Consider the following 24,804-nt stretch of genomic DNA (forward strand, 5'->3'; position numbering starts at 1 on the left):
AAACCACTACTTTAGTCATCCTTTATTTATGGATAGAAGACGCTTCGTAATTAACCTGGTTTCCAATCTTTTTAGTGCCCTTTCCGGCATCGGAATCTCTTTCTTTTTAACGCCATACATCGTAGCGCATTTAGGTAAGGAGGCTTATGGTTTTTTTCCGTTAACCAATAACTTTATCATGTATGCAGGTATTATCACCACTGCATTAAACTCCATGTCCAGCCGGTACATCACTATAAGTTTAGAGAAAAAGGAAATCAGGGAGGTAAATACCTATTTCAATTCCATATTATTTGGAAACCTGTTGATTTCGTTCTTTTTTATCATTTTAAGTGCATTGTTCTGCTATTTCATCAGCAATATACTTGATATTCCTACCCGACTCTTTGAAGATGTAAGGTTACTCTTCGTCTTCATGTTTATCAGCCTGGTTATCAATGTATCATCAGCAGTTTTTTCTGTAACGGCTTTTGCGCTAAACAGATTTGACCGCTTAGCCTATATCAATATTGCTTCTAACATCATAAAACTGGGTACCATCATATTACTGTTTTATTTTTTCACGCCGAAGATTTACTTTTTAGGTTTAGTTACGGCCATACTGTCGCTTTACACCCTCATCGCGAACTACAGGCTTACCAAAAAACTACTGCCAGAAATTGTTATCGATTGGGCTTTCTTCGCTAAAGGTACACTGTCTGTAGTTGTTGGCGCCGGAATCTGGAATTCCATCATGGCACTATCTAATGTGATTAACACCCAATTGGATTTATTGATTGCCAATCATTTTTTTGGCGCATCAGGCATGGGCTTTTTATCCCTCACCAAATTTATTCCGAACGCCATTTATATCCTGCTGGGGATCATCGTTCCCATATTTTTACCGGAAATGTTTAAGGCCTATGCCCGAAACGATATGGAGAAACTTAAGCATACCTTAAATCAGTCTTTTAAAGCCATATTCCTGGTGGTTTTAGTACCCCTGGCGGTATTTTTTGTTTATGGAGAAGATTTTTTTCATCTGTGGTTACCCACGCAGGATGCAAAAGGGCTGCACATTCTTTCTATTATTACACTTATTCCCTTTATCGTTCATGGAACGGTAGAAACGGTATATCATGTCTTTGTTATTACTAATAAATTAAGAATGGCTTCCATATGGGGAATTTTTATCTCTATACTAAATTACGTTTTAGTAATACTCCTATGTTTATACAGTAATCTGGGTGTATATGCCATACCCGTTGCAGCACTGATCAGTGGTGTATTTAGTCACCTTACCTTTACCCCATTATATGCAGCCTATTGCCTGGAAGAAAAGCGATGGTATTTTTTTATCAAAATGATCAAGGGCCTTGCAGGATTTATGCTGCTGTTATTAATTGCATATGGCTGGAAAAAACTCAATCTGTTTACCATTGACTCCTGGATTACCTTTTTAACCAATGGCTTGATCATTGGCACCATACTTTTTCTAATTTCCCTGCTGATCAAGTTTGAGCGTACCGAATTATATGAAGGCTATCAAAAAATAAAAAGGAAAGTGATACGATGATACCAAAAATTATACACTACTGCTGGTTTGGAAAAGGAGAAATGCCAGACCTCGTTTTACAATGCATTGCCTCCTGGAACCGTTATCTTCCGGCATACGAAATTATGGTTTGGAACGAAGAAAACTTTGACGTGAACCTATATCAATATTCAAAGGAAGCCTATGATGAACGTAAGTTTGCCTTCGTATCTGATATTTGCCGGTTATATGCCCTTAAAACAGTGGGGGGGATTTACCTCGATACTGACGTAGAATTTCTCAGGCCGCTGGATGACGCCATGCTTCGGGATGTTGCCTTTACCGGATTTGAAGGGAATTTTTTACTGTCTTCGGCAATAATGGGAAGTATGAAGGAGGGCCAATGGATCAATGAATTATTATCTTATTATCACAACAGAAGTTTTTACCTGGCGAATGGAGCATTAGATCTTAATCCAAATACGGAGAGTATAACGGCATTCATGAAAGAAAAAAAATCCCTCAAAACGGATAATACTTTACAAGTCTTGTCAAACTATTGCACCATCTACCCAAGTGACTATTTCAGCCCGAAAAGTTGGAAAACGCTAAAGATAAATATCACCGGAAATACTTACAGCATTCATCATTTTGCGGCTTCATGGCTTCAGCATTCCAACTATAGCACGCTCGGCAAACTGGCTAACCTGTTATTGGGAAAAAGAATTTCGGATTTTTTATCCAAACATTACCGAAAGCTTAAGGGATCATAATCATCTTTTAAAAACATCCAATTTTCAGATCAGGTAGTGGATAGCAAAGCTCAATATCAACCGTTTCTTTTTTGAATTTCCACCTGAAGCTCATCCATTACCTGGTTGAGCACACGATTAACCTCCTCAATCATGGAATGCAGCTCCGCTCCACTTCCATCTTCATTCAATGCTTCGATGCTTCTGATGGTGCGCTGAATTGATTTGATTTCCAGATGATCAATAGTGGATTTTAACTTATGCGCCAGTTTAGAAACCTGAGGAAGATCATTTTCCCGGAAACAGGCATTAAGATGATTTAATGTATCAGGTACCTGTCCACAAAACAACTCAATCATTTTAGTTACAAAATCTTCCCTCCCCTTGCTGATTATTCTGAGGCCTTCTAAACTATATAAAGGTTGCGTAAGCTCCGGCTCTGGAATATGAATTGGTTTCTTCTTCATCCAGCCATCTATCACCTTGATCAGGAGTTCTTCATTAATGGGCTTGGTAAGGTAATCATCCATCCCCGCAGCAATACACCTTTCCCTTTCTCCCGCAACCACAGAAGCCGTAAGGGCGATGATCGTGCCGGGGTATCCCTGCTGCCTCAAAATGCTGGTTGTTTCATACCCATCCATTACAGGCATTTGAATATCCATCAGGATAATATCGTAAACTTCATCCTTAACCATGTCAAGTGCCATCTCACCATGCTCGGCATTCAATACCTGAGCGCCATAATTCAATAAAATTGCACTGGCCACCAGTCTGTTGGTTTCATTATCGTCAACAACCAGAATTTTTCTACCCGCAAACAATTCTTCGTTCTGGGTTACGATAACATCATCCGGAAGGTGGATATCAGTGCCTTTCTGAAGTTTGATAATAAAAGAAATTTCAGAACCTGCTCCTCTTTCGCTTTTCACATCGAAATGCCCACCCATCTGTTTCACCAATTTCTGAGAAATACTCATCCCCAACCCTGTTCCGCCATGTTTACGCGATACAGATTCATTTTCCTGACTGAAATTGTCGAAAAGCCGGTTCACGAATTCCGGGGCCATTCCAATTCCGGAGTCCTTCACCAGAATTTTAATTTCCTGGCTTCCCTGATCCTCTTTCAAAACTGCGGCGGTTAATGATACAAAACCTTTCTCGGTAAATTTTATAGCGTTACTCAGCAGATTCATGACTACCTGATTGATCCTCAAGGGATCTCCTATTAATACTGGTGCAATATCAATGTCTTCCGGAAGGATAAAGTCTATTTCCAATCCCTTCTTTTCTGCCTGATCCCGCATTAACTGCGTAACCTTTGAAAGAACTACCGGAAGATTAAAACCTATATGCTCCAGTTCAACTTTACCGCCCTCTATTTTGGAAAGATCCAGAATATCGTCAATAATTCCCAACAGGTTGGTTGATGCTGTTTGTATGGTTTGAAGATAATAATCCTGTTCTTCAGTAAGCTTGGTTTTAGAAAGCTGACCAGCCATGGTGATGATGGCATTCATAGGCGTTCTGATCTCATGGCTCATATTGGCCAGAAACAGTTCTTTGATGTCGGAAGGTTTTTCATTAACTGTATTTGCCGTCATCAGTTCCTGGTTATTGTTGCGCAAAAATTTTTCTCCGGCAAATAAAAATGATTTCTGGGCACTGATTTCCTCCCATTTTCCTAAAACTCTTCCATCAACATTTTTTGCCTGGAGCGCTGTATCTCTGCCCAAAAAAATCAGATTGTCCATATCTTCCTGATCAAACCGCTCAAAATGATCTGTGAAATTTTCTCCAATATAATCTCCATATAGTGTTTTTAATACCTCACCCATCTGAACGATGTTCAGATTTTCATCTAATAACAAAAAGTAAGGATAAAGTCTGTTTAATTGAGCGAAATTGAGTTGTAAAAAATTGGTTTCCATTAATCAGATGGTTATAAGATGCCTAAATTTATGAAAATACCGATAAAATCAGAATTTAAATAGACATACTAAAAATAATGTGTGACCGGAATCGTGAGATAATGCTGCCCCTGCAATTTAAACTGTTTATTAAAACTAAGATCAATAACCATTTTGTCCATTCTGAGTTTTATATGCTTGAAACTGTTTTTTAACTTTAGGCCAATATTAAGAATCTCTAAAAGACGATGCTTTTGTGTCTGTACAAAAATACCGGGTTTAAATATTTTGTAGAAAATGTGGTCAGTATACCACTATAAGTTTTGTAATTGTAGGCTATGTATGTAGATTTGTCATGATAATAAAAACAATTAAAATATCTACACCCTAAAGGAGTAAAACAGATAGCAACGATTAATTTTTTCTTATTATTGTGTGTTACCAGTAAAGATTTAATATGATTTTCCGGATGATAAATGTATTTATATACATTACTTATTTAATGATCCGGGCAATGAAAATTAAAGTCAGTTTGGTGATTACTTAATGTTAATTGCTATTTTTCACTAAACTATCCCTGGTAATACCTGTAATAAGCTCTATCATACGTCTTTCCAAATGAGTAAAACTAACAATCCCAAAATACACATACTCCTAGTTGAGGATGATGAATTCATGCAAGCCATACTTGATGAGATTTTGAATGTAAATTATCGCATAGATATCAGACCAGATGGCTTGGGTGCGTTAGCTTTTTTACAAAGCGGGAACATTCCTGACCTGATTATTTCAGATCTGAATACACCAAACATGAATGGGCTCGAATTAATAGAGCAACTTAAAGTGAGCGATTTTTTCAGTTCACTTCCTATCATGATTTTATCAGGTGAAGAAAGCTCCGATAAACGTATTAAATGTCTTGATGCCGGTGCCGATGATTTCGTGGTGAAACCTTTTAACCCTGCAGAATTGGAAGCTAGAATTAAGATGGTGTTAAGACGGGCCGGAAAAAGTGTGATCTAATGGAAAGTACTGATAGAGCCAATACGCAGATCATAGCCTTTGTTGGCTTCGTTGATGATTTTTTACATTCTTTTCTTGAAAGTTGTGACTTCAATGGCATACAGCTGGTGCATTTCGAGAATGGAATGGTGCTTGTTCAAGAATGGGAAGCTAAAAAGCTGCCTATAGTGGCAATTATTTCTCATAGCGAAATATTATCCAGCGGAGGCCTTTCGCTGATGGAAACAATTAAAAACAGGAAGATGCCAGCCGTGCCTTTCTTTTTAGTTGTAAGGTATTTTAATTCAAATCTGAGGATATTAGCACTTACTGCAGGTATCTCTGATGTTTTCAGACTTCCTTTGCAAAAAGACCGTTTGGAAAAACGTGTACTTTTCTTCATCCGGAATGGGGCTTCGTTAATTAAAGAACTGCCTGCTCACAGCAGGCCGGTATATCATACCGGATTGGCCAAACGCATATTTGATGTTTTTTTTGCCGGCATGGCACTGATTATGCTGTTTCCCCTATTCATTTTGGTTGCGATTTCCATACGTCTGGAATCTAAAGGGCCTGTATTTTATTATTCTTTACGCACAGGAACAGGATTTAAGATCTTCAGATTTTATAAATTCAGATCAATGTACATCAACGCTGATCAGAAAGTTAAAGACCTGATGCACCTCAACCAATACAATATTGACGAAAAGAAGGAAGAAAAGCTTACGCAGGAAAATCAGGTGCTTTGCGATACTTGTATGCAAACAGGTAAATGCCAATATCCTATTTATGCAGATGGGGCAAAATGGTGTGAAAAAGATGATGCTTACGTTAATTCAATGAAAAACGGATCTGCTTTTTTTAAGATTACCAACGATCCAAGAATTACCAAGGTGGGTAATTTCATCAGAAATACGAGCATTGATGAATTGCCGCAGCTGTGGAATGTTATAAAAGGCGACATGAGCATTGTTGGTAACCGGCCATTACCCATTTATGAAGCAGAAAAACTAACGACCGATAAGTCTGTTCTGAGATTTGCCGCACCAGCTGGATTAACCGGTTTATGGCAGGTTGAGAAACGTGGTAAAGGAAAAATGAGTGAAGAAGAACGATTGATGCTGGATAATACCTATGCAAAAAATCAAAGTTTTAAAAACGATATTAAACTGATTTTAAGAACAATACCTGCCATTTTCCAGAAAGAGAGTGTTTAAATATAAGCTGATCAGCAATAGAATACCATTATTTAGACTTTCTTATTCAGAAGAATTTATTTCAGAACTGCTTATAAAACCATATCTTCAAAACCAAAACAAACTAACCAACTATTTTCTTCCAATAGCGCAAAAATCAAACAGTATTAGAATATATTAATATCTGCAGGTAGCCTGATAACAGCTGCATGCAGATATAGAAAATGGCTTAAGTAAACCGGCTTATAGTGATTACCACTATGCAAAACAAATTGAAATGCAAGAAAAAGAATTAGCCCGCCTGCGTGCACTGTATAGTTACGATATCATAGACTCCGATAAAGAGCGTGATTTTGATAGGCTCACAGAAATTGCCTCTTTGATCGCCGATTGCGAAATTTCATTAATTTCCTTTATTGATAAAAACAGGGTATGGTATAAATCAGCTAAAGGGCTTTCTGTAGAGGAGGAGCCCAGAGGATTTACCATGTGTGAATGCGCCTTACTATCTGATAAGCCTTTCATTGTAGAAGATACACTGGAAGATGCGCACTGGTGTACGCATCCAATGGTACAGGAGGGAATTAAAGTACGTTTCTATGCCGGTTTTCCACTTATTGATCCTAATGGATTTACACTCGGCTCATTTTGTGTAATCAGTACAAAACCAAATAAGATATCGCTATCACAGCAAAAACAGCTTTCACTTCTCGCAGAGGAAGCCATCACCGTTATTGTAGACCGTCGGAAAAAGCAGGAATACAAAAACTTCAGTCACCTGATCAATAACTCTGAGGATCTGATCTGCATTTTGGCTCAGGATTGGACTTTTAAGATGGCCAACCCATGCTTCAATGAATGCCTGGGATGGAGTGAAGAAGAGCTGCAATTCAAAACTATTTTTGATATTGTTCCGGAAGAAGATCAAGATAAGGCAAAGGCATTTTGGTCTAACATTAAAAAGGGCCAGGCAGATGAGCAAAATACACATCAGATAGCAATAAAGACAGGTGGTCACCGGATAATTGAATGGAGTGCTACTGCTGAAAAAACAGATAAAAATATATTTGCAATTGGAAGGGATGTTACAGCTGAAATAGAAAAAAACCAGGCGTTAAAAGTTAGTGAGCAAAAGTTAAAGGCATTTTTTGAAAGTTCACAAGGACTAATGTGTACGCATGATATCCATGGTAAATTAATTTCCATTAATCCTATCGGCGCCAGAACATTAGGCTATTCCAGGGCGGAGCTTATTGATAAAACGCTTTTTGACATCGTTCCGATAGAACAGCACGATGATCTACATCAATATCTTGCAGATATCTTATCAAACGGCTTTTCTAAGGGCTATATGGTTATTAAACGCAAATCGGGTGAAGAACGGTTGTGGTTATATTCAAACATACTGGAAGGTGACCTTAATGGTGAACCCTATATTATTGGAAATGCTGTAGATATAACTGACCAAAAGAAATTAGAAAAAGATCTTCTTCATACGAAAAATTTACTGGAGGAAACCAGTGCCCTGTCAAAAATTGGTGGCTGGGAGCTTAACTTAGTTGATCATCAGCTTTATTGGTCCAGTATCACACGTGAAATCCATTCCGTACCAGATGGGTTTATTCCGACTAAAGAAAATGCAATTCAATTCTACAAAAGTGGAGAAAGCAGAGAAAAAATCATGCAAACGGTACAGGAATGCTTGCTTACAGGTAAAGACTGGGACCTGGAACTTCAGATTATCGACTTTAATGGTAAGGAAATCTGGGTACGCACAAAAGGCAATGTACATATTGTAAAGGAAGAACCAATTCGTCTGTATGGCACCTTTCAAAATATTGATGATCAGAAGCGTGCACAGCTGGAAGTAACCGCTTCTAAAAAACTGCTGGATGATGTCCTTTCAGCAGCTACCGGAGTAAGTATAATCGCTACAGATTTAGAGGGTACCATCACCGTGTTTAACGAGGGTTCAGTACAATTATTAGGCTATACTGCCGAAGAAATAATAGGCAAGCAAACACCAGTCATCTTTCACGACCCGAAAGAAATAGAAGAACTTTGTACCGATTTCAGTTCTTCATTAGATTTCGAAGTTTCAGGATTTGGCTTTTATAAACAGTGTGCAGATCATCTTCAGAAAGAAAGAACATTTACTTTTATTACCAAATCAGGCAAACGGCTAAGGGTATCATTATCCATCACGTCTATAAAAGATAGCAACGGCAATATCATAGGTTATTTAGGCATTTCGATTGATATTACGCAGAAAGAAGCCACAGAAAAAGAACTGGCAACAGAAAAAGCATTATTACTGGCTTTCATTGAAAATGCACCTGCATCTGTAGCCATGATTGATGCAGATATGCGTTTTCTGATGACAAGCAAAACCTGGTTAAAAGACTACACCCAGATTGAGGGAAATATCAAGGGATTATCGTATTATGATGTTTTCCCTAATTTATCCGATGAACGCAAGGCTGTGCATCAAGAGGTGCTCAATGGTAGGGTTGTTAAAAAAGAGGAAGATGTATATGTTGACGTCAAAACCAATACACCAAATCATATTTCCTGGGAAATGAGACCCTGGTTTAAAGCAGACAACTCTATTGGTGGCATGATGATCTTTACACACAACATTTCAGCAAGTGTTCACCACCGGCAAGAGTTAACTGTAGCGCGATTACGCGCCGACCTGGCTAACATGGCAAAGTCTGAATTTCTCGCCAATATGAGTCACGAAATCAGAACGCCATTAAATGGCGTGATTGGTTTCACAGATCTGGTATTAAAAACCCAGTTGAATCATACCCAAAAGCAATACTTAAAGATTGTCAATCAATCTGCCAATGCACTGTTGAGCATTATCAATGATATTTTAGATTTCTCAAAAATTGAGGCCGGAAAATTTGAGCTTGATATTGAAAGGTGTGATCTTTATGAAATTGCAGGACAAGCGAGCGATATCACCAACTACCAGATTCAAACTAAGAAATTAGAAATGCTGTTAAATGTTCAGCCAAATCTTCCAAGATTTATCTGGACTGACGCACTTCGATTAAAACAGGTACTGATTAATTTATTGGGGAATGCAGCAAAATTTACGGCCAAAGGAGAAATTGAACTTAAGATAGAATCCCTGAGCGAAAGTCAAAACCATCACTTACTTCGGTTTAGCGTTCGTGATACCGGTATCGGAATCGCAAAGGGAACGCAGGCAAAAATTTTTAACGCATTTTCGCAGGAAGATTCTTCCACCACAAAAAAATATGGTGGTACCGGCTTAGGACTTACAATTTCAAATAAATTATTAAAGATGATGGATAGCCGCCTCTATCTGGAAAGTTCTCCCGGACAAGGCAGTATTTTTTACTTCGACTTAAATCTGAAGTCGGAAGAGGGCGATCCGGTGGAATGGCTTGGTCTGGAAAACGTCACTAATGTGCTCATCGTAGATGATAACGACAACAACAGGAATATCTTAACAGACATGCTGCTGTTGAAAAACATCAAGTCTGATCATGCACGAAATGGCTTCGAAGCACTACAATTTCTGGCTGAAGGCAGAAACTACGATGCAATTTTGATGGATTATCACATGCAATATATGGATGGGATAGAAACCACAAAGAAAATCAGGGATAATTTTACACATGGAGATGAAAAGCTTCCTGTAATTCTGCTCCACAGCTCTTCAGATGACGGCACAATTATCAAAGCCTGCAACGAACTTGAAATTGAAAACAGGTTACTAAAGCCAATAAAAATAGATAAGCTTTATCATGCTTTGGTGAGACTCAAAACAAAGGAACCAGTACCGAGAAATCTGGAAATTTCAGCACCAACAGTATCGCATAAAAACCATGAATACAGTTTTTTGATTGTTGAAGACAATGAAGTAAACAGATTCCTCACACGCTCATATATTGAAAAACTTTATCCGCAAAGCATAATTGTAGAAGCGGAAAATGGCCTGGTAGGTATCAAAGAATTCGAAAAAATGCCATTTAGCCTTGTTTTTATGGACATACAAATGCCGGAAATGAACGGTTATGCATGTACAAAAAAAATAAGATCACTAGAAAAAGGTAAAAGAACGCCAATAATTGCTTTAACCGCTGCCAATGTAAAAGGAGAAAGAGAAAAAAGCGTTGCTGCCGATATGGATGATTTTATGACTAAACCCGTTCTGGAAGAAAATATTGAAGCCATATTAAGCAAGTGGCTGGTTCAGCCCGAAACGCCTGAACATGATGAAATTGAAAATGAAACTGATCAGGATCTGGTTCATTTTAATATTAAAAAACTGGCATCCTACTTTAGTGAAGATGCCGTTAAATTGCAAAAAATCATTGGGATCACACTTAATCAGCTTCATCAGGCACAACAACAGCTGGATAAGAATATATTACCTGAAGATGCCGAGATGGTACTTTCAATATCACATAAGTTGTACGGCATGTCTACCTCTGCCGGACTTGAGAATTTAGCCGGGATAAGCAGGGAATTACAAAAGGTTGATGTGGCAGATCATATCTCACTTCAAAAGGGAGCAGCAGCACTCCTTGCAGAGATAAAATTGCTGATTCCGGTATTAATGAAACACAAAAAGGAAGAATAATGCTTAGGGCGGCTCCGCGTGTTGGAGTCGCTTAATGCCTTTTGTAACTACAACCATGTGGTTAAATGAACGGCCTTTCGCTATTACCCAGTTCCAAAAATTAGAGGCTTAAAAAAATGGAGTCAGTTATACCTAGATAACTGACTCCAACCAAGTGTTCCCAGAGGGATTCGAACCCCCATCGGTGGTACCGGAAACCACAATTCTATCCATTGAACTATGGGAACTTTGAGCGGCAAATATATAACTTGCCATCCAAATTTGACGTATTTTTAAAAAAATAGTAGAATATATTTCTGCTACCGGCGTCTAACAATCTTTTCGCCATATGATTTAATCTGCCATTCCTGGTTATTTCAGTTGTTAAATCATTTCTATATAAAGCAACACTGCACAGTTAAAAAAGGATAGATCGGGTATGAAGGAATACTGATCAAGCCCTTCAATTCGTTATTTAAGTTAAATTCAGTAAATGTTCACCACTTATCTATACTCCCGTTCGTCATAACCGAGATATTTCAATATTTTTACTGGCTTCAATGTTAATATTGAAACGTGATTGGATTAAAATAACTGATATATACAAAACAACATGATATCAGTTCAATTGGAAAAAGATACATAACCCCTGATAGCAAATGCCTGAAAATAAAAATTACGACGCACAATTTTGTGGAAACCTGGCCATACACCAAACCAATTCCATACAGGATTATGGCTATTTACTGGTATTAGCGCAGGAAAACCTCGAAATCATACAAGGCAGTGAAAACATCGATCAAATTTTCGAAAATACAATCCAGGCGCTCATCGGCACCAACATCGCTACATTCCTTCATGCGGAAGACCTTATCTACCTCAAAACGGAGATCAGCAAAGGTGAACGTAGCCGCCTGCCCTTTAACTTTACTTTAAATTTCCCTTCTGGTACTGTGCCGGTGAATATACTGGCACATGTAAAAAAAGATTTTATTATCCTGGAGATAGAAAAAGAGGCAGATACTACAGAAAGAAGCTTTACGGATGTTTTCCAGGAGGTTCGCTCTTTTATCTCTACCATTGAGAAAACCAGCAGCGTTATAGAAATTTGTGAGGCCAGCATCCGCGAAATCAGGCGCATCTCCGGCTTCGATGGCATCCGGATGTACAGTTTTGATGAGCAATGGAATGGTACCGTTATTGCCGAAGAAATTACCGGAAAGCTGGAAAGTTACCTCGGACAAACCTTTCCTGCATCTGATGTACCAAAACAGGCCCGTGCACTTTATATCCAAAATCCTTACCGGTTAATTCCAAACAGACTTTATCAGTCATACCGCTTATATCCGGTAATCAACCCCATATTTAACGGCTTTTTAGATTTATCAGACTGTAACCTCCGCAGTATTGCAGGCGTGCACCTGGAATACATGAAAAATATGGGTGTAACGGCTTCCATGTCTATCCGTGTGATGGCGGAGGGGAAACTCTGGGGACTTATTTCCTGCCACCATGAAACACCTAAATACCTGACTGTGGAAAACAGGTCTATATTTGAATGGTTAAGCATGGAAATTTCTCATCGCATTTCCGCTGTTATTATACAGGAATCGTTAAGCCGTTCTGCCGCACTGCTTCAGAAAAAAACCTTGATTATAGAAAATATCTATTCAAAAGGAAATATCCTTAACGGAATAACGGAAGATCAAAACCAAAACCTGCGCTCTTTGTTTAACGCTACAGGATTTTTAGTTCATGCTGACGGAATAGTATCCAGCGGCGGAACGGTACCTGAAAATGAGGTGCTGGATAACATCATATTATGGATCAAGAGCAAATCTCTCGTAAATGTATTCCATACCAATAACCTGAGTGATGTGTTTGAAGATGCAGATGATTATGCAGATGTGGCCAGCGGAATGCTTGTTATCCCGATCAATCCGGGTCTGGGTGATTTTATAGTTTGTTTCAGGCCTGAAGTAGTGAAGCAAATTAAGTGGGGCGGTGATCCCAATCAGGCCATCAATTTTGAAAAAGACGGCAAAAGTTACCATCCCAGAAACTCATTTAAGCTTTGGCTGGAAACCGTTCACGGACAATCTGAAGCATGGTCGGAACAGGAAATGGAAACGGCAGAATCATTAAGGAACTTCCTTTTTGAATTTAGTACCACATCACTATACAATTAGTGTACAATGACTGACAAGAAAACAAAAGAAGGTATAAAAAGATACGATAAATACATTGTTGCCATAGGTGCATCGGCCGGTGGACTGGAAGCCATTCATGAGTTTTTTGATCATATGCCTGCCAATGCAAGCTTTTCTTTCGTGGTGATCCAGCATTTATCATCCGATTACAAGAGCCTGCTGGTAGAACTGGTGGGCAAACATACACACATGAAAGTGTTTGAGGCGGCCAATGATATGACTATCCAGCAGGATTGTGTTTACATTATCCCGAACAATAAGCTGATGACGATGAGTCATGGCCGTTTAAGACTGGCAGAAAAATCACTTGTAAAAGCACCAAATACCGCGATTGACCACTTTCTTTATACCCTGGCAAAAGATAAAAAAGAAAAAGCCATCGCCATTATTCTTTCCGGTACAGGCACTGATGGCACCAAAGGTATTCAGGCCATCAAAGAAAACGGCGGCATGGTCATCGTTCAGGATCCGGCTACAGCCAAATTTGATGGCATGCCCAATAGTGCCATTGCTTCAGGAAACGCAGATTTTATCCTCCCTCCTCCTGAAATGAGCCATGAGTTGTTTATTTATGTGAATGAAGAACCGGTAAAAGTGCTGGAGAACGGCAAAATAAATGAGCCGCTACTGGAAGAGGTTTTTAAAATTGTTCATCTTCAAAGCGGCAATGATTTCAATTTGTACAAAACCCCAACCATCATCCGTAGAATTGGGCGAAGAATGAATGAAAACGGCATTAAATCCCTGGATGATTATGTTGAATTTTTAAAAACAAATAAACGTGAACCCGGCATCCTGGCACAGGATTTCCTGATTGGTGTCACCAAATTTTTCAGGGATGATAAAGCTTTTGAAGCCTTTGGCGAACAGTTGGAGCAGGTGGTTAGCAGCAAGCAAAATGGCGATAACATTAAAATCTGGGTTTGTGCCTGCAGTACCGGTCAGGAAGCCTATTCTGTAGCCATCCTGGCCAATGAATATGTAGAAAAATCAGGAAAAAAAATAGACATTAAAATTTTCGCGACTGATATTGACGAAAAGAGCATAGAAATTGCTGCTAAAAATCAATATCCTGAAAGTATAAAAAAGGAAATTCCCAAACCGTATTTTAAAAAGTATTTTGTTCAGGATGGCGTTTTTTATAATGTACTCCCCGCCATACGGAAAATGGTGGTTTTTGCCAAACATGATGTCATAAAATCGCCGCCATTTATCAAAAATGATATGGTAACCTGCCGGAACATGCTGATTTATATGAATAATGTGCTTCAGGAAAAAATACTCTCCGTATTCCACTTTTCCCTGGTAAAAGGGGGCTATTTGTTTTTAGGTTCAAGTGAAACCGCTTCATCCTTAAAAGATGGTTTTACTGAAATACCAGGCAAATGGAAAATTTACGAAAAAACAGGAAGCATCAATTATGCCAGTTATAATACTTATAATACGGGTGCCAGGTCTCAGCTGGTAAAAGATAAAAAGAAAACAGTTGCCGCAGATTTTGTAATAAGTCCAATTGAGAAGAGTTTTAGTAACTTCTTAACGAAAGACCTGGGTTATGCCGGTATATATGTCGATAAATCCTATATCATGCAGGATGCCATTGGCGATTACCGCAAATATCTTTCCCTGCCCGAAGAAAAAATAGAATTAAACGTGCTGAAAATGGTACCAAAAGCGGTATCTATTATGCTGAATTCGGCACTTCGCAAAGCCTGGAAAAACCAGGAGGCTACACATTTAAAAAGAGTTTATTTTAATACAAAAGATCAGGCAACTTATTTAAACATTTCGGTGCAGCCTCCCGAGCAGGACAGCGGAATAGGTTTCACGCTGATTATTTTTGGGGAAAGCACCGTAGAAACCATCCAGGAAAAGGATGATATGGGTATGTTTGAGATCCATGATGGCAATCAGAATGAATATATTTTTGAGCTTGAGGCCGAACTGAATGAAACCAGGAGCAATCTTCAGCTGGCGGTAGAAGAAATGGAAACCACTAATGAGGAACTCCAGTCTACCAACGAAGAGTTGCTTTCTGCCAATGAAGAGCTGCAATCCAGTAATGAGGAGTTACAATCACTGAATGAAGAGCTGCATACGCTGAATACCGAACACCAGCTTAAAATAAAAGATCTGGTAGATTTGAATGACGACCTTGACAACTATTTCAGAAGTACGGATATCGGGCAGATTTTTGTAGACGCCGGCATGTTTATCAGAAAGTTCAATGGTGCAGCCATTAGTATGGTCAACCTCATTGAAGCAGATATTGGCCGGTCTATAGAACACATTTCCAATAATATTAAGGCACAAAACCTCAACGCCGATATACAGCAGGTATTAAATAACGGGCACATTATTGAAAAGGAAGTGCAAATCCGCAACGGGCAGAGCTGTTTGATGCGCATTATGCCTTACATCAGGAAAGACAGGAAAACCGATGGCGTGGTGATTACCTTTGTAGATATTTCTAAATTAACAGAGTTAAATAACATCATCAGTGGGGTATTTAATGCCAGCTTAAACGGCGTTCTGGCTTTCAAAGCGGTCAGGAATAAACAACATTTTATCACCGATTTTGAATGCATTTCTTTTAATGAAGCCGCACTCCGCATCCTGAAAAAGACCCATGAATCGCTGGATAAATCCAAACTCACAGACGGCTTGCCTGAACTCTCGGGCAGCAACCTCATGGAGAAATATATTGAAGTGGTTGAAAAAGGAAATACCTTCCAGATCCAATTCAGGTTAAATGATCACCTTTGGATTGAATTGGTGGCGGTTAAAATGTCTGATGGCTTTGCTGCAACCGTAACCGATATTACCAAACAAAAAGTTGCAGAAGAAAAACTGAAAAAAAACTATAATGAATTGCTTGGTACCCGTGAAAACCTGAAGCATTTAAATGCAGCACTGGAGCAAAAGGTACAGGAGCGAACCATGCGCTTATCAGAAAGCGAAACCCGGTTTAACCTGGTTGCACAGGCCACCAACGATACCATCTGGGATTGGAACCTGGCCGATAATACCATGTGGCGGAGCCAGAATTTCACTACCATGTTTGGTTATGAGAATATACCTGATAACCAGAACATTTCTTTCTATTTTGAAATCGTCCATCCTGACGACAGGCAGAGGGTGAAAAAAAGCGTTTACGATGCCATTAATCAGGGTAGTGAGCAATGGACTTCCCAATACCGTTTAAAAAAGGCCGATGGCAGCTTTGCGACCATTTTAGACAGGGGAAGTATTCTGCTCGACGAAAACCAGGTACCTTACCGCATGGTAGGCTCCATACTCGACATTTCGGTGCTGGCAGATACTGAAACAAAACTCAGTTCAACGGAGCGTAAATTCAGAAAAATATTTGATTCCAATGTAATCGGAATGATGTTCTCCAATGTTGATTCCGGTAAAATTGAAACAGCCAACCGAAGCTTTTTAGAAATGCTGGGGTATACACCTGAAGATTTTGAACAAGGCAATATCAACTGGAGAAAACTTACTCCGGATGAGTTTATGCCCATCAGTAATATTTCTGCCGAATTGTTAAAATCAAAGGGTTTTTGTCCCCCATTTGAAAAACAATATTACACCAAAAGCGGTAAAAAGCTAGATGTACTGATAGGTTCTGCCATCCTGGATGATGAAAACAGGAGTGATGCGGTAACCTATATCATCGACATCAGCAAGCAGAAACACAATGAAAAGAGGCGGAATGAACTTCAGCACCTCATCAGAAAACAGCAGGATGAATTTTACAGCATTTTCAAGAAGGCGCCGGCATTGATCAGTATTCGCAGGGGCAGCAACCTCTTGTTCGAATTTGTAAATGAGTCTTTTGCGAAATTTGATGGTGGCGATCATTATGTTGGTGAAACCATGAGAGCCGATTCTTTATTTGCCAATCCGGAACTTAAAGCCATGGAACAGCAGGTAATGAAAACGGGTAAAACTTTTCTGGCCAATTCCTATTTACTCCAGCTAAAGGATAAGGAAACAGGACAAATAACAGACAGCTGGTTCGATCTGATCCTGAATCCTGTATTTTCTGCAGATGGCCTGATTGATGGAATTTCTTTCTTTGGTTTTGAAGTAACCGATTTAATGATCGCTCAGCGTGCCACCAGGGCACTGATGAATAAGAAAGATGAATTTATGAGCATTGCCAGCCATGAATTAAAAACGCCAATTACCAGCATTAAAGGCTATCTTCAATTTGCCATGAAAATGGCCAGGGAAGAAAAATTTGGTCATACGTTGGAGTTTGTAAGCAAGGCTAACCGCCAGATCGGGAAACTGACCCGGTTAGTTGATGATTTACTGGATGTAACTAAAATCCAGGCAGGAAAACTCACTTTCACCATCTCTAACTTTAATGTGGAAGAGATTATTGCCGAGGCAGTTGATGGCGTGCAGGGAAATCTGGGCAAACAGAAAATCATAAAAGATGTAGATGACGTACCCATTTCTGCTGATAAAAACAGGATAGAACAGGTGATTTCCAATTTCCTTTCCAATGCATTAAAATATTCGCCTGAAGGAAAAGAGATCAGAATTTCGGCAAAATCAAATGGCAAAACCCTCAGACTGGCTGTTAAAGACCAGGGTATTGGCATTCCGAAAGATAAGGCCGAATTAATTTTCGACCGCTTTTTCAGGGTGGATGAATCGTCTAACCATTTCTCCGGACTTGGCCTCGGGCTTTACATTTCAGCACAGATTATAGAACGGCACCATGGCAAAATAGGTGTAAACAGTGATATCAATACCGGGTCTGAATTTTGGTTTGAAATCCCATTGGTTCAGCCAACCTAAAATACATGGTTAGTGATTGTTATCACAAGCAATCACTAATCATTTACTGCATAAACAGGCCATATGGCTGAAATGAACATAAAATATTTAATTTACAAATCAATCCGGGGCAATTGCTGTTATTCAGATGAAGGGTTTTATTAACCTTTCATTACAAAGCCGGACCATCCAAATTTTCAGCATGCTTCAATACAAAAATATACCTACCCTTTTCTTATACACAACCACCTCAGTTGTAATTGTTGAGTGCTGATAATGGATATTTTAAGCAAGAACCCTGGTTTGCCAGCAAAGTTTGAAAAAACAGATCTGGCAGAAAAAACAGCAACAATTAAAACGTGGAATTCTGAATTAAGATTAGACCGTAGCGGCTGGCTGCTCATCGCCTTTTTTGGTTTGCTGAAATTCTGTATTCACTTAACTGGTATTTCCAACTATGGCCTTCATGCGGATGAGCTTTATTACATCTCGCTCAGTGAGCACTTTGCCTGGGGATTTTTAGACATTTCGCCTTTTGTTACCTGGATGGCAAAAGTATCTTCTACACTATTTGGTACTGCTGTGATGGCATGGAGAATCATCCCCTGCCTGTTCAGTGCATTAACCGTGATGCTTACCGGTTTAATGGCGCACCATCTGGGTGGCAGAAAACTGGGCATTACCATTGCCTGCTCTGCCATCATTTGTTCACCTGCATTTTTAGCCACTTCATATCTTTTACAACCAGTTGTGTTTGATGAATTTTTCTGGGCACTTCTGGCCTTTTCGGCATTAAGGTTTCAGCAAACACAAAAACCAATCTTCCTGTATCTGACAGCCCTCGCCTTAGGATTGGGGATGTTAAACAAATATACCATTGCCATGTACCTGGCAGCCATGATATTGGGCTGGTTTATAACTGGCAAACGCCATATAAAAATCAATTGGCATAGCGTAACAGGTTCCTTTCTTCTTTTTTTCCTCCTCATCATCCCCAACCTGATCTGGCAATGGGCATATGGTTTTCCCATTTTCGGATATTTGAATATTGTAGGAAGCAAAGCATTTTCAATTGATATTTCCGACTATCTTTTCCAGCTTTTTTTCTTTCATGGTGCCGGTGTTGCCGTATGGACAGCTGGTTTTTGCTTCCTGCTCATGAAACAAACCAGAGATAAACTTAATCTCACCTGGCCAGTCACTTTCATCATTCTTGTAATTTCACTGGCTTTGCTAAAAGGAAAATTATATTATGGTTTGGGTATGTTCCCCATTCTTTTTGCTGCCGGAGGTTGCTGCTGGGAAATGCTTTTCCGAATGCGGATATTTCCAAAATACATATTTGTAGCTTCTCTTTATCTTTTTGGCTTACTGAGCCTGCCACTGGTTATTCCGGTTTTGCCGGTCGATGTATGCCGAAATTACATTAAAAAAATGGTGACCTATACTAACTTTTCCAGACCAATGGTTTGGGAAGATGGCACAAGCGGATCGATTCCGCAATTTTTTGCAGATATGTCTGGTTGGCAAACACTTTCCGGTGAAATTGACAGCGCATCGCTTAAAAGCCTGAGTCAAAAACCCAATGCCATACTTACAAACAATTATGCGATAGCAGGTGCATTAAAGTATTATTCAAAATTTTTAAGTCCACGCGTAATTTCTGCCAATAATAGTTTTATGCTGGAGTCGCCGGGCAGTCTGCCATCCGGCACCATCCTCTATTTAAGCCGTGACCGGCAGGAGCTTGTGGTGAAAATGGCCCGCCACGTTTCCCTTTACAAACAATTAAAAATGGAAAATTCGCATTTGAAAGGCATCAATATCTATATCCTTTATGATGTGAATGAGTTGTTTAGAAAAAAATACGCATCAGACCGGAAGCAGTTTTTCCATCCGGTAGAGATCATGTATCCTGATAAAATTTCTACCCAACTCAGCAGGTTTTGAAGAGGCAGAACCCCTATTTCCTGTAGCAGCTACTTCATTTGCGCCTTGCATACCTAATGATGCCATTTACGGATTTCCATAAAATTAAATCATCTTTCAGCTGTAAATTTATTCCAACCTACAATACACAGCTATCAGTATTGTAGTTTTAAAAAATTGCCGCTAACTTATCACCTTTAATTTACTTACCATACTAAAACGACGCTCTATTTTGAAATTAATTATCCTGATGGTGTTAAGCCTAACACTCTTTCACACCGCTCCCACTAAAAGTAAAGTAAAAGCTGTAGTTTCTACCTGCTATGGGTATGACCCTTGTACAGCATGTTCCAATTGCAGTGCATGTAAACGCTGTGGTGCCGGTGGTAGCTGTGGTGTATGTGCAGCTAAAACATCCGGGATAATGAATACTTTTTCAGCAGTTAATCGCGCTAAAAATAAAACCACCAGTTATACCGGGCAATGTAAAGCCTTAACTAAAAAAAGAAGCCGCTGCAAAAGAAATACAAATGGAACGGGTTATTGCTGGCAGCATGATCAGTAGATTAAAACCTTTTATAAAGTATTATATTTTACCTTCCTGATTTAACAACCTGGTCGGGTTTTCAAATTTTATAACATGCCTGCGCAATTTCTTCTATCAGGCGATTTAAATTTTTCATGATTAAACTATTTCTTTGTTGAAATCAATTTATTATTTTATATACCAGCCACCTATTTTATTCCTTACTCAAACGTTCAACTTCATCGTTTAATTCCTGATCCCAAATAAATTCTATATCGAAATTTCCAGTTGAAAATAATGTGAATATCGCTCGGTTCCATTTGTTATTTCCACCTTCGGTTCTACCAGCTACCTATTTTATTCTTTGCTCAAACGTTCAATTTCATCGTTTAGTTCCTGATCCCAAATAAATTTCATATCGATTTGCCTATTAAGAAAGATGCTGGCCTTCGCAGAATTTTTTATGTTGGTTATAAAACGATTATACACAAAGCCCTCTTTTCGAGGGCTTTTGTGTATAATTTAAATCTGTGATGTTCTCTTATTTAGTGGCTAAAATCCTTCAATAAATTCTCGTTATTAATAAAATCTTTTATAAACGACTCAAGCGAATTTGCTATTTTATCTTTAAAATAATAAATTGCATTCTTGCCTTTTTCATCTTTTTTATCAATGGCTAAATAAATGCCCTCGTTTACTTCGAAAAATAGTAATTTATCACCATGATATAGTTGGTCATATAATTCCAAATCAGGATCGAACTCGTAAAAATCTTCCTTGAGGTTTATTTGTGCAACCTGATTTGCGGCTGGAAACCTATCAAAACTGCTTTTATTTAGCTGCCAAAAAAACCGTATCCAATTTGGGTATAAAAATCTTTTAGTTCTTTTGGAAGCGAAAAACCTAATTTATCCTCGGAAATTGCAATATCTGACAAATTTTCTGAATATAATTTATGATCCAATGCACTATACTGATTGACATCAACTACTTTAAACTGTTCTAAAAATCTAAAATCACTCATCATGCTAATTTGTAAATTTTCATCTATTCATAGCCTCCGTGAAAAATGGTGTTTACTGAATATTTCAAAGCTAAAAAAGTTTAATTTTTTAATAGAATATCATTCAACCATTCGGGTACCAAATCCTTATCTCTTGGGAAAACTTTCAAATCATCAATAAACTTATCCGGGCTGGGATCATATTTAAATTCGGGCTTTTCATCATAATCAAAATCTATGTTAAATTTTCCGTCGCTAGTTACAGTTATTATACATGTATACCAAGCTCCCTTATTAGGAGATAACTTGTATAATTCTTCGCGCAATTTTTTAATTTTTAACGTTACATCCTCGCCATTTTCTTCTGGATCAAAAGAAATTATTTCCCCATTTTTCTCATAAAATGATTTAACTGAAATCATTTTATTTATCGCATAAATGTTCAAGGTAAAATTATCCCAATCATCTGATGGGATATTAGAATTTGAAATTTGAATTATTTCGTTTATTAGATTATTTGTGATATCCATGAATTTTATTCCTTACTTAAACGCTCAATTTCATCGTTTAGTTCTTGATCCCAAATAAATTCCATATCGAATTTGCCTGTTGAAAATAATGTGAATATCGCTCGGTTCCATTTGTTGTTACCGCCTTCGGTTGTAATCTCATGAAGTTGGCTTAACCAATCAGTAACATCGTCATCGATGTTTTCAACTTCAATATCTTTTTTATTATTATCATTAACGTAATCACCAGTATACCCTACAACTCCCTCTCCAACAAATTCAAATTCCAAGCAAGCTTTATCCCAGTCATCATTAATTACGTTTAGGATTTCTTTGGCAATAGCCTCATAAATTTCATCAACTGTCATATTCTATCTTTTTTAGTTATTAGGAAATATTTTTATGTTTGTTTTTCCGTCAATTTTGTAAATAACCTTAAATTTCGACGGTCTCTTACTAACTCCATCGTATATATTTTTTATATCAACTTCAACTTTTTTAGGAGGAACCTCCTTCAAAGCTTTTGCCCAATCGCTTTCCATCTTTTTCCATGCACCCTGATTAAGCGTACCTTTCATAGGCACATAATTAATTTGTTCACCTGCCCCTTTAAATTGGTGCCCAATTAAATGCCCACCCTCATCAATACCTTTAGTTCCATCTTTTAAAATAACAGATTTTCCTTGTTGGTATCCATTTCTGCCAAGTTTGCCAAGCTCTATTTCTCCTTTGACTCTTTTTATCCTTCCAAACTCATCAGTCTCATAAAGTTTATTGCCGACCTTATATGTTGAATTTGGTTTTAACTTATTATTTAAAATTTTATTCCAGTTACCTTTAGTACCAGGTGCTAATTCTATAACATCATCTGCTTTTGCTGATACCACCTCCCCCAATGTCCTTGCCTTTTTAGCTTCTTCTGCTGCTTTGGCTACCTCCAATGCTTTTGCCGTTGCGTTAGCTTCTTCTGCTATTTTTGCTGCCCTTGCCGCTTCGGCAGTTTTAGCTAAAATGTTGGCACCCTCACCAGTTTTAGCCGCAACATTCGCAAGTTCTGCACCACTTACCACAGCTTTGGCTTCTCCAACGCCCGTAAACATTAGACCCACTTCGAACCCGGTACGTCCCGTGTACCGGCCCCAATCGCGGGGGCTTTGTTTCGCCGCCCAATCTTTGGCCTGTTTCAGGCCTTCACCCGTTTTAGTGATGGCAGCCTTACCCGCACTTTCCAGGTTGCCGGGTGTGGTTGCCCAATTATAGGCATTTATGTGCGCCTGCCCAAAATCACTCGCTACTTTCTTTACATTGCCAGGTGTGCTTACCCAATCAGCAGCACCACTTACTGCGTTCTTGGTTGCCACAGCCGCATCTTTTATTTTGCCCGCAGTTTCAGTAGGGTGGGTTACCGCATGTAAGGCAGCCCCCCTGGCCTTATCCCCCAGGTCTTTTAAAAACACCAGCCCTTCACCAATACCCTTTACCCCGCCATATATCCCTTCATTTATGCCCAGTTTAAAATTGGAATATTTACCGTAAAGACCACCAACCTTGTTGTTGGCTTTTTCCTGCTCGTCAAAACCCTTTTGAAACCAGTCATCCACCTTAGCACCAAGGCTTTTCATCTCACGCTGCCGCATTGCCGTAACATTGGCCTCAATAGCTGCCATGGCTGCTGGCATACTAAAATGAATACCAATTTTACCGCCCAGACTGCATGGCAATTTCGAATCTTCGAGCAGTTTGTGGTAAGGGCCTATCGTAATGCCTTGCTGTACACCCTGCCACAGCAAGGGGATGGGCTGACACTTGGTTTTGGTGATGGAACAGATGCCTAGGCAAGGAATGTTGACCATAGGTACTTTATCACCCTCGGTAGCCATTTGTTTGCCATAAAGGCGAACATTTTTATGGTTGGTTACCTTAAGTTTTCCAAACCCAAGCCCTTTATCGCAAACCAGATAGACACCATTCGGAACATATTTCTTTGCCATGGCTAATTGTTTAAAGGTATTAGGATACAACTATTACGGTACATCAATACGCTTTCAATTGCGTATTGGGTCAATTGGGATGACTGCAAAGGCATGCCATCGCTGCCGTATTCATAGCTTTCTAAATGAAAACCTTCTACATGAGCATTGAGATTATAGACCTCCAGTAGCTCGCTAAACATTTCAGTTACACTATCCTGATCAAAATTGTCCCGATCAATCTCACCCTCTATTTTGATCGTGCAGCTATGTTGTACCTCATCGCAATCTGCCAACGAAACTTTTGTTTTAAAGGGTAATGCAGTTTGTCCGATGGCATTGGGTATTTCGCGGTGACCGTTAAAAGCATACTGTCTTTCTTTGCTGAAATTTTGTTCCAGTAGCCCAGGCAATATAGCTTGGTATAGATAGGATGATTGTATAGCCCTGTTTAACCCACCATCTGTATATAGCAGTAATACCGCATCATTGATCATTTCTTTAAGCTGCCCGTGATTTGCATATTTTCTAGCTATCGCAGGCCTAATTTCAAGCCAGTGATCTTTGATTTCAGATAGATTGACCACTTGTTGAATCTTGCCTTGCAAATCCGTTTCAATCAGGAGTTTCTTACGCAACTCGGCCATGCTCATATCTACCGCATCCACACCATCATTTTTAAGCTGCCACTGATTTAATAGCTGGATGGAAAACACATAATTTAAGGGAGTTTTTTGCTCTACCGTAACCCTTACTTCCGTTTTGATTTCATTGTGGTACTGATAATCGTCAACCGTATAGCTAATTTGCTGCTCAATCTGGTAAGCCTTGCTTGTACCTTCTGTTAATCCAAAATTGATCGGATAGTTATCTTCGTACAACATAAC

Annotated in this window: 15 protein-coding genes and 1 tRNA gene; 9 read left to right on the top strand and 7 right to left on the bottom strand. The window is 38.9% G+C overall.

The window, feature by feature from the left end; translation table 11 throughout:
* Window positions 1–28 precede the first annotated feature (28 nt).
* Complete coding sequence (locus CBW18_RS08335; protein ID WP_088300839.1) at window positions 29–1,555, top strand: lipopolysaccharide biosynthesis protein; 1,527 nt, start codon at window positions 29–31, stop codon at window positions 1,553–1,555.
* Window positions 1,552–2,286, top strand: a complete 735-nt coding sequence (locus CBW18_RS08340) for a glycosyltransferase family 32 protein (protein WP_088300840.1) — start codon at window positions 1,552–1,554, stop codon at window positions 2,284–2,286. The genes CBW18_RS08335 and CBW18_RS08340 overlap by 4 nt, the downstream gene beginning before the upstream one ends.
* A 56-nt stretch (window positions 2,287–2,342) precedes the next feature.
* On the opposite strand, the gene CBW18_RS08345 is transcribed toward CBW18_RS08340, so the two are convergent.
* Entirely contained in the window at window positions 2,343–4,196 is a 1,854-nt protein-coding gene (locus CBW18_RS08345; RefSeq protein WP_088300841.1) for a hybrid sensor histidine kinase/response regulator, read from the bottom strand.
* A gap of 597 nt (window positions 4,197–4,793) precedes the next feature.
* On the opposite strand from CBW18_RS08345, the gene CBW18_RS08350 reads away from it, so the two are divergent.
* The 3 genes from CBW18_RS08350 to CBW18_RS08360 all read left to right on the top strand — a co-directional run bounded on the left by CBW18_RS08350 (window position 4,794) and on the right by CBW18_RS08360 (window position 10,994).
* On the top strand, window positions 4,794–5,198 hold the full coding sequence (locus CBW18_RS08350) for a response regulator transcription factor (protein WP_088300842.1): 405 nt from the start codon (window positions 4,794–4,796) through the stop codon (window positions 5,196–5,198).
* Window positions 5,198–6,394 carry a sugar transferase gene (locus tag CBW18_RS21645; protein ID WP_216359211.1) on the top strand — a complete coding sequence of 399 codons (1,197 nt, stop codon included), beginning with the start codon at window positions 5,198–5,200 and terminating at the stop codon, window positions 6,392–6,394. Before CBW18_RS08350 ends, CBW18_RS21645 begins: the two co-directional genes overlap by 1 nt.
* Window positions 6,395–6,650: 256 nt before the next feature.
* Complete coding sequence (locus CBW18_RS08360) at window positions 6,651–10,994, top strand: PAS domain S-box protein (RefSeq protein WP_088300843.1); 4,344 nt, start codon at window positions 6,651–6,653, stop codon at window positions 10,992–10,994.
* Window positions 10,995–11,149: 155 nt separating this feature from the next.
* On the opposite strand, the gene CBW18_RS08365 is transcribed toward CBW18_RS08360, so the two are convergent.
* A tRNA-Arg gene (locus CBW18_RS08365) sits at window positions 11,150–11,221 on the bottom strand.
* A gap of 411 nt (window positions 11,222–11,632) precedes the next feature.
* Between CBW18_RS08365 and CBW18_RS08370 the strand changes: the two genes are divergently transcribed.
* From CBW18_RS08370 to CBW18_RS08385, 4 genes are all read left to right on the top strand, one after another.
* A complete protein-coding gene (locus CBW18_RS08370; RefSeq protein WP_088300844.1) occupies window positions 11,633–13,162 on the top strand; it encodes a GAF domain-containing protein in 1,530 nt (509 codons plus the stop codon).
* Between the two features lie 6 nt (window positions 13,163–13,168).
* Entirely contained in the window at window positions 13,169–18,001 is a 4,833-nt protein-coding gene (locus CBW18_RS08375; protein WP_088300845.1) for a chemotaxis protein CheB, read from the top strand.
* A gap of 255 nt (window positions 18,002–18,256) precedes the next feature.
* Window positions 18,257–19,930, top strand: a complete 1,674-nt coding sequence (locus CBW18_RS08380) for a glycosyltransferase family 39 protein (protein WP_088300846.1) — start codon at window positions 18,257–18,259, stop codon at window positions 19,928–19,930.
* A gap of 211 nt (window positions 19,931–20,141) precedes the next feature.
* Window positions 20,142–20,474, top strand: coding sequence for a hypothetical protein (locus tag CBW18_RS08385; RefSeq protein WP_088300847.1), 333 nt, complete (start codon window positions 20,142–20,144; stop codon window positions 20,472–20,474).
* Between the two features lie 796 nt (window positions 20,475–21,270).
* Here the strand turns inward: CBW18_RS08385 and CBW18_RS08395 are convergent.
* The 5 genes from CBW18_RS08395 to CBW18_RS08415 all read right to left on the bottom strand — a co-directional run bounded on the left by CBW18_RS08395 (window position 21,271) and on the right by CBW18_RS08415 (window position 24,801).
* Window positions 21,271–21,462: an SMI1/KNR4 family protein gene (locus CBW18_RS08395; RefSeq protein WP_140418648.1), complete on the bottom strand. Its 192-nt coding sequence runs from the start codon at window positions 21,460–21,462 to the stop codon at window positions 21,271–21,273.
* Window positions 21,463–21,539: 77 nt separating this feature from the next.
* Complete coding sequence (locus CBW18_RS08400; protein WP_088300850.1) at window positions 21,540–21,968, bottom strand: immunity protein YezG family protein; 429 nt, start codon at window positions 21,966–21,968, stop codon at window positions 21,540–21,542.
* 5 nt (window positions 21,969–21,973) lie between these two features.
* The gene (locus tag CBW18_RS08405) at window positions 21,974–22,315 is read right to left on the bottom strand and encodes an immunity protein YezG family protein (RefSeq protein WP_088300851.1); all 342 of its coding nucleotides are present in this window, start codon (window positions 22,313–22,315) and stop codon (window positions 21,974–21,976) included.
* Window positions 22,316–22,327: 12 nt separating this feature from the next.
* A complete protein-coding gene (locus CBW18_RS08410; RefSeq protein ID WP_140418649.1) occupies window positions 22,328–23,938 on the bottom strand; it encodes a DNA/RNA non-specific endonuclease in 1,611 nt (536 codons plus the stop codon).
* Window positions 23,939–23,940: 2 nt separating this feature from the next.
* The gene (locus CBW18_RS08415; protein ID WP_088300853.1) at window positions 23,941–24,801 is read right to left on the bottom strand and encodes a hypothetical protein; all 861 of its coding nucleotides are present in this window, start codon (window positions 24,799–24,801) and stop codon (window positions 23,941–23,943) included.
* Window positions 24,802–24,804 lie beyond the last annotated feature (3 nt).

The sequence above is a fragment of the Pedobacter sp. AJM genome (genome assembly GCF_002197755.1).
Taxonomy (GTDB): Bacteria; Bacteroidota; Bacteroidia; order Sphingobacteriales; family Sphingobacteriaceae; genus Pedobacter.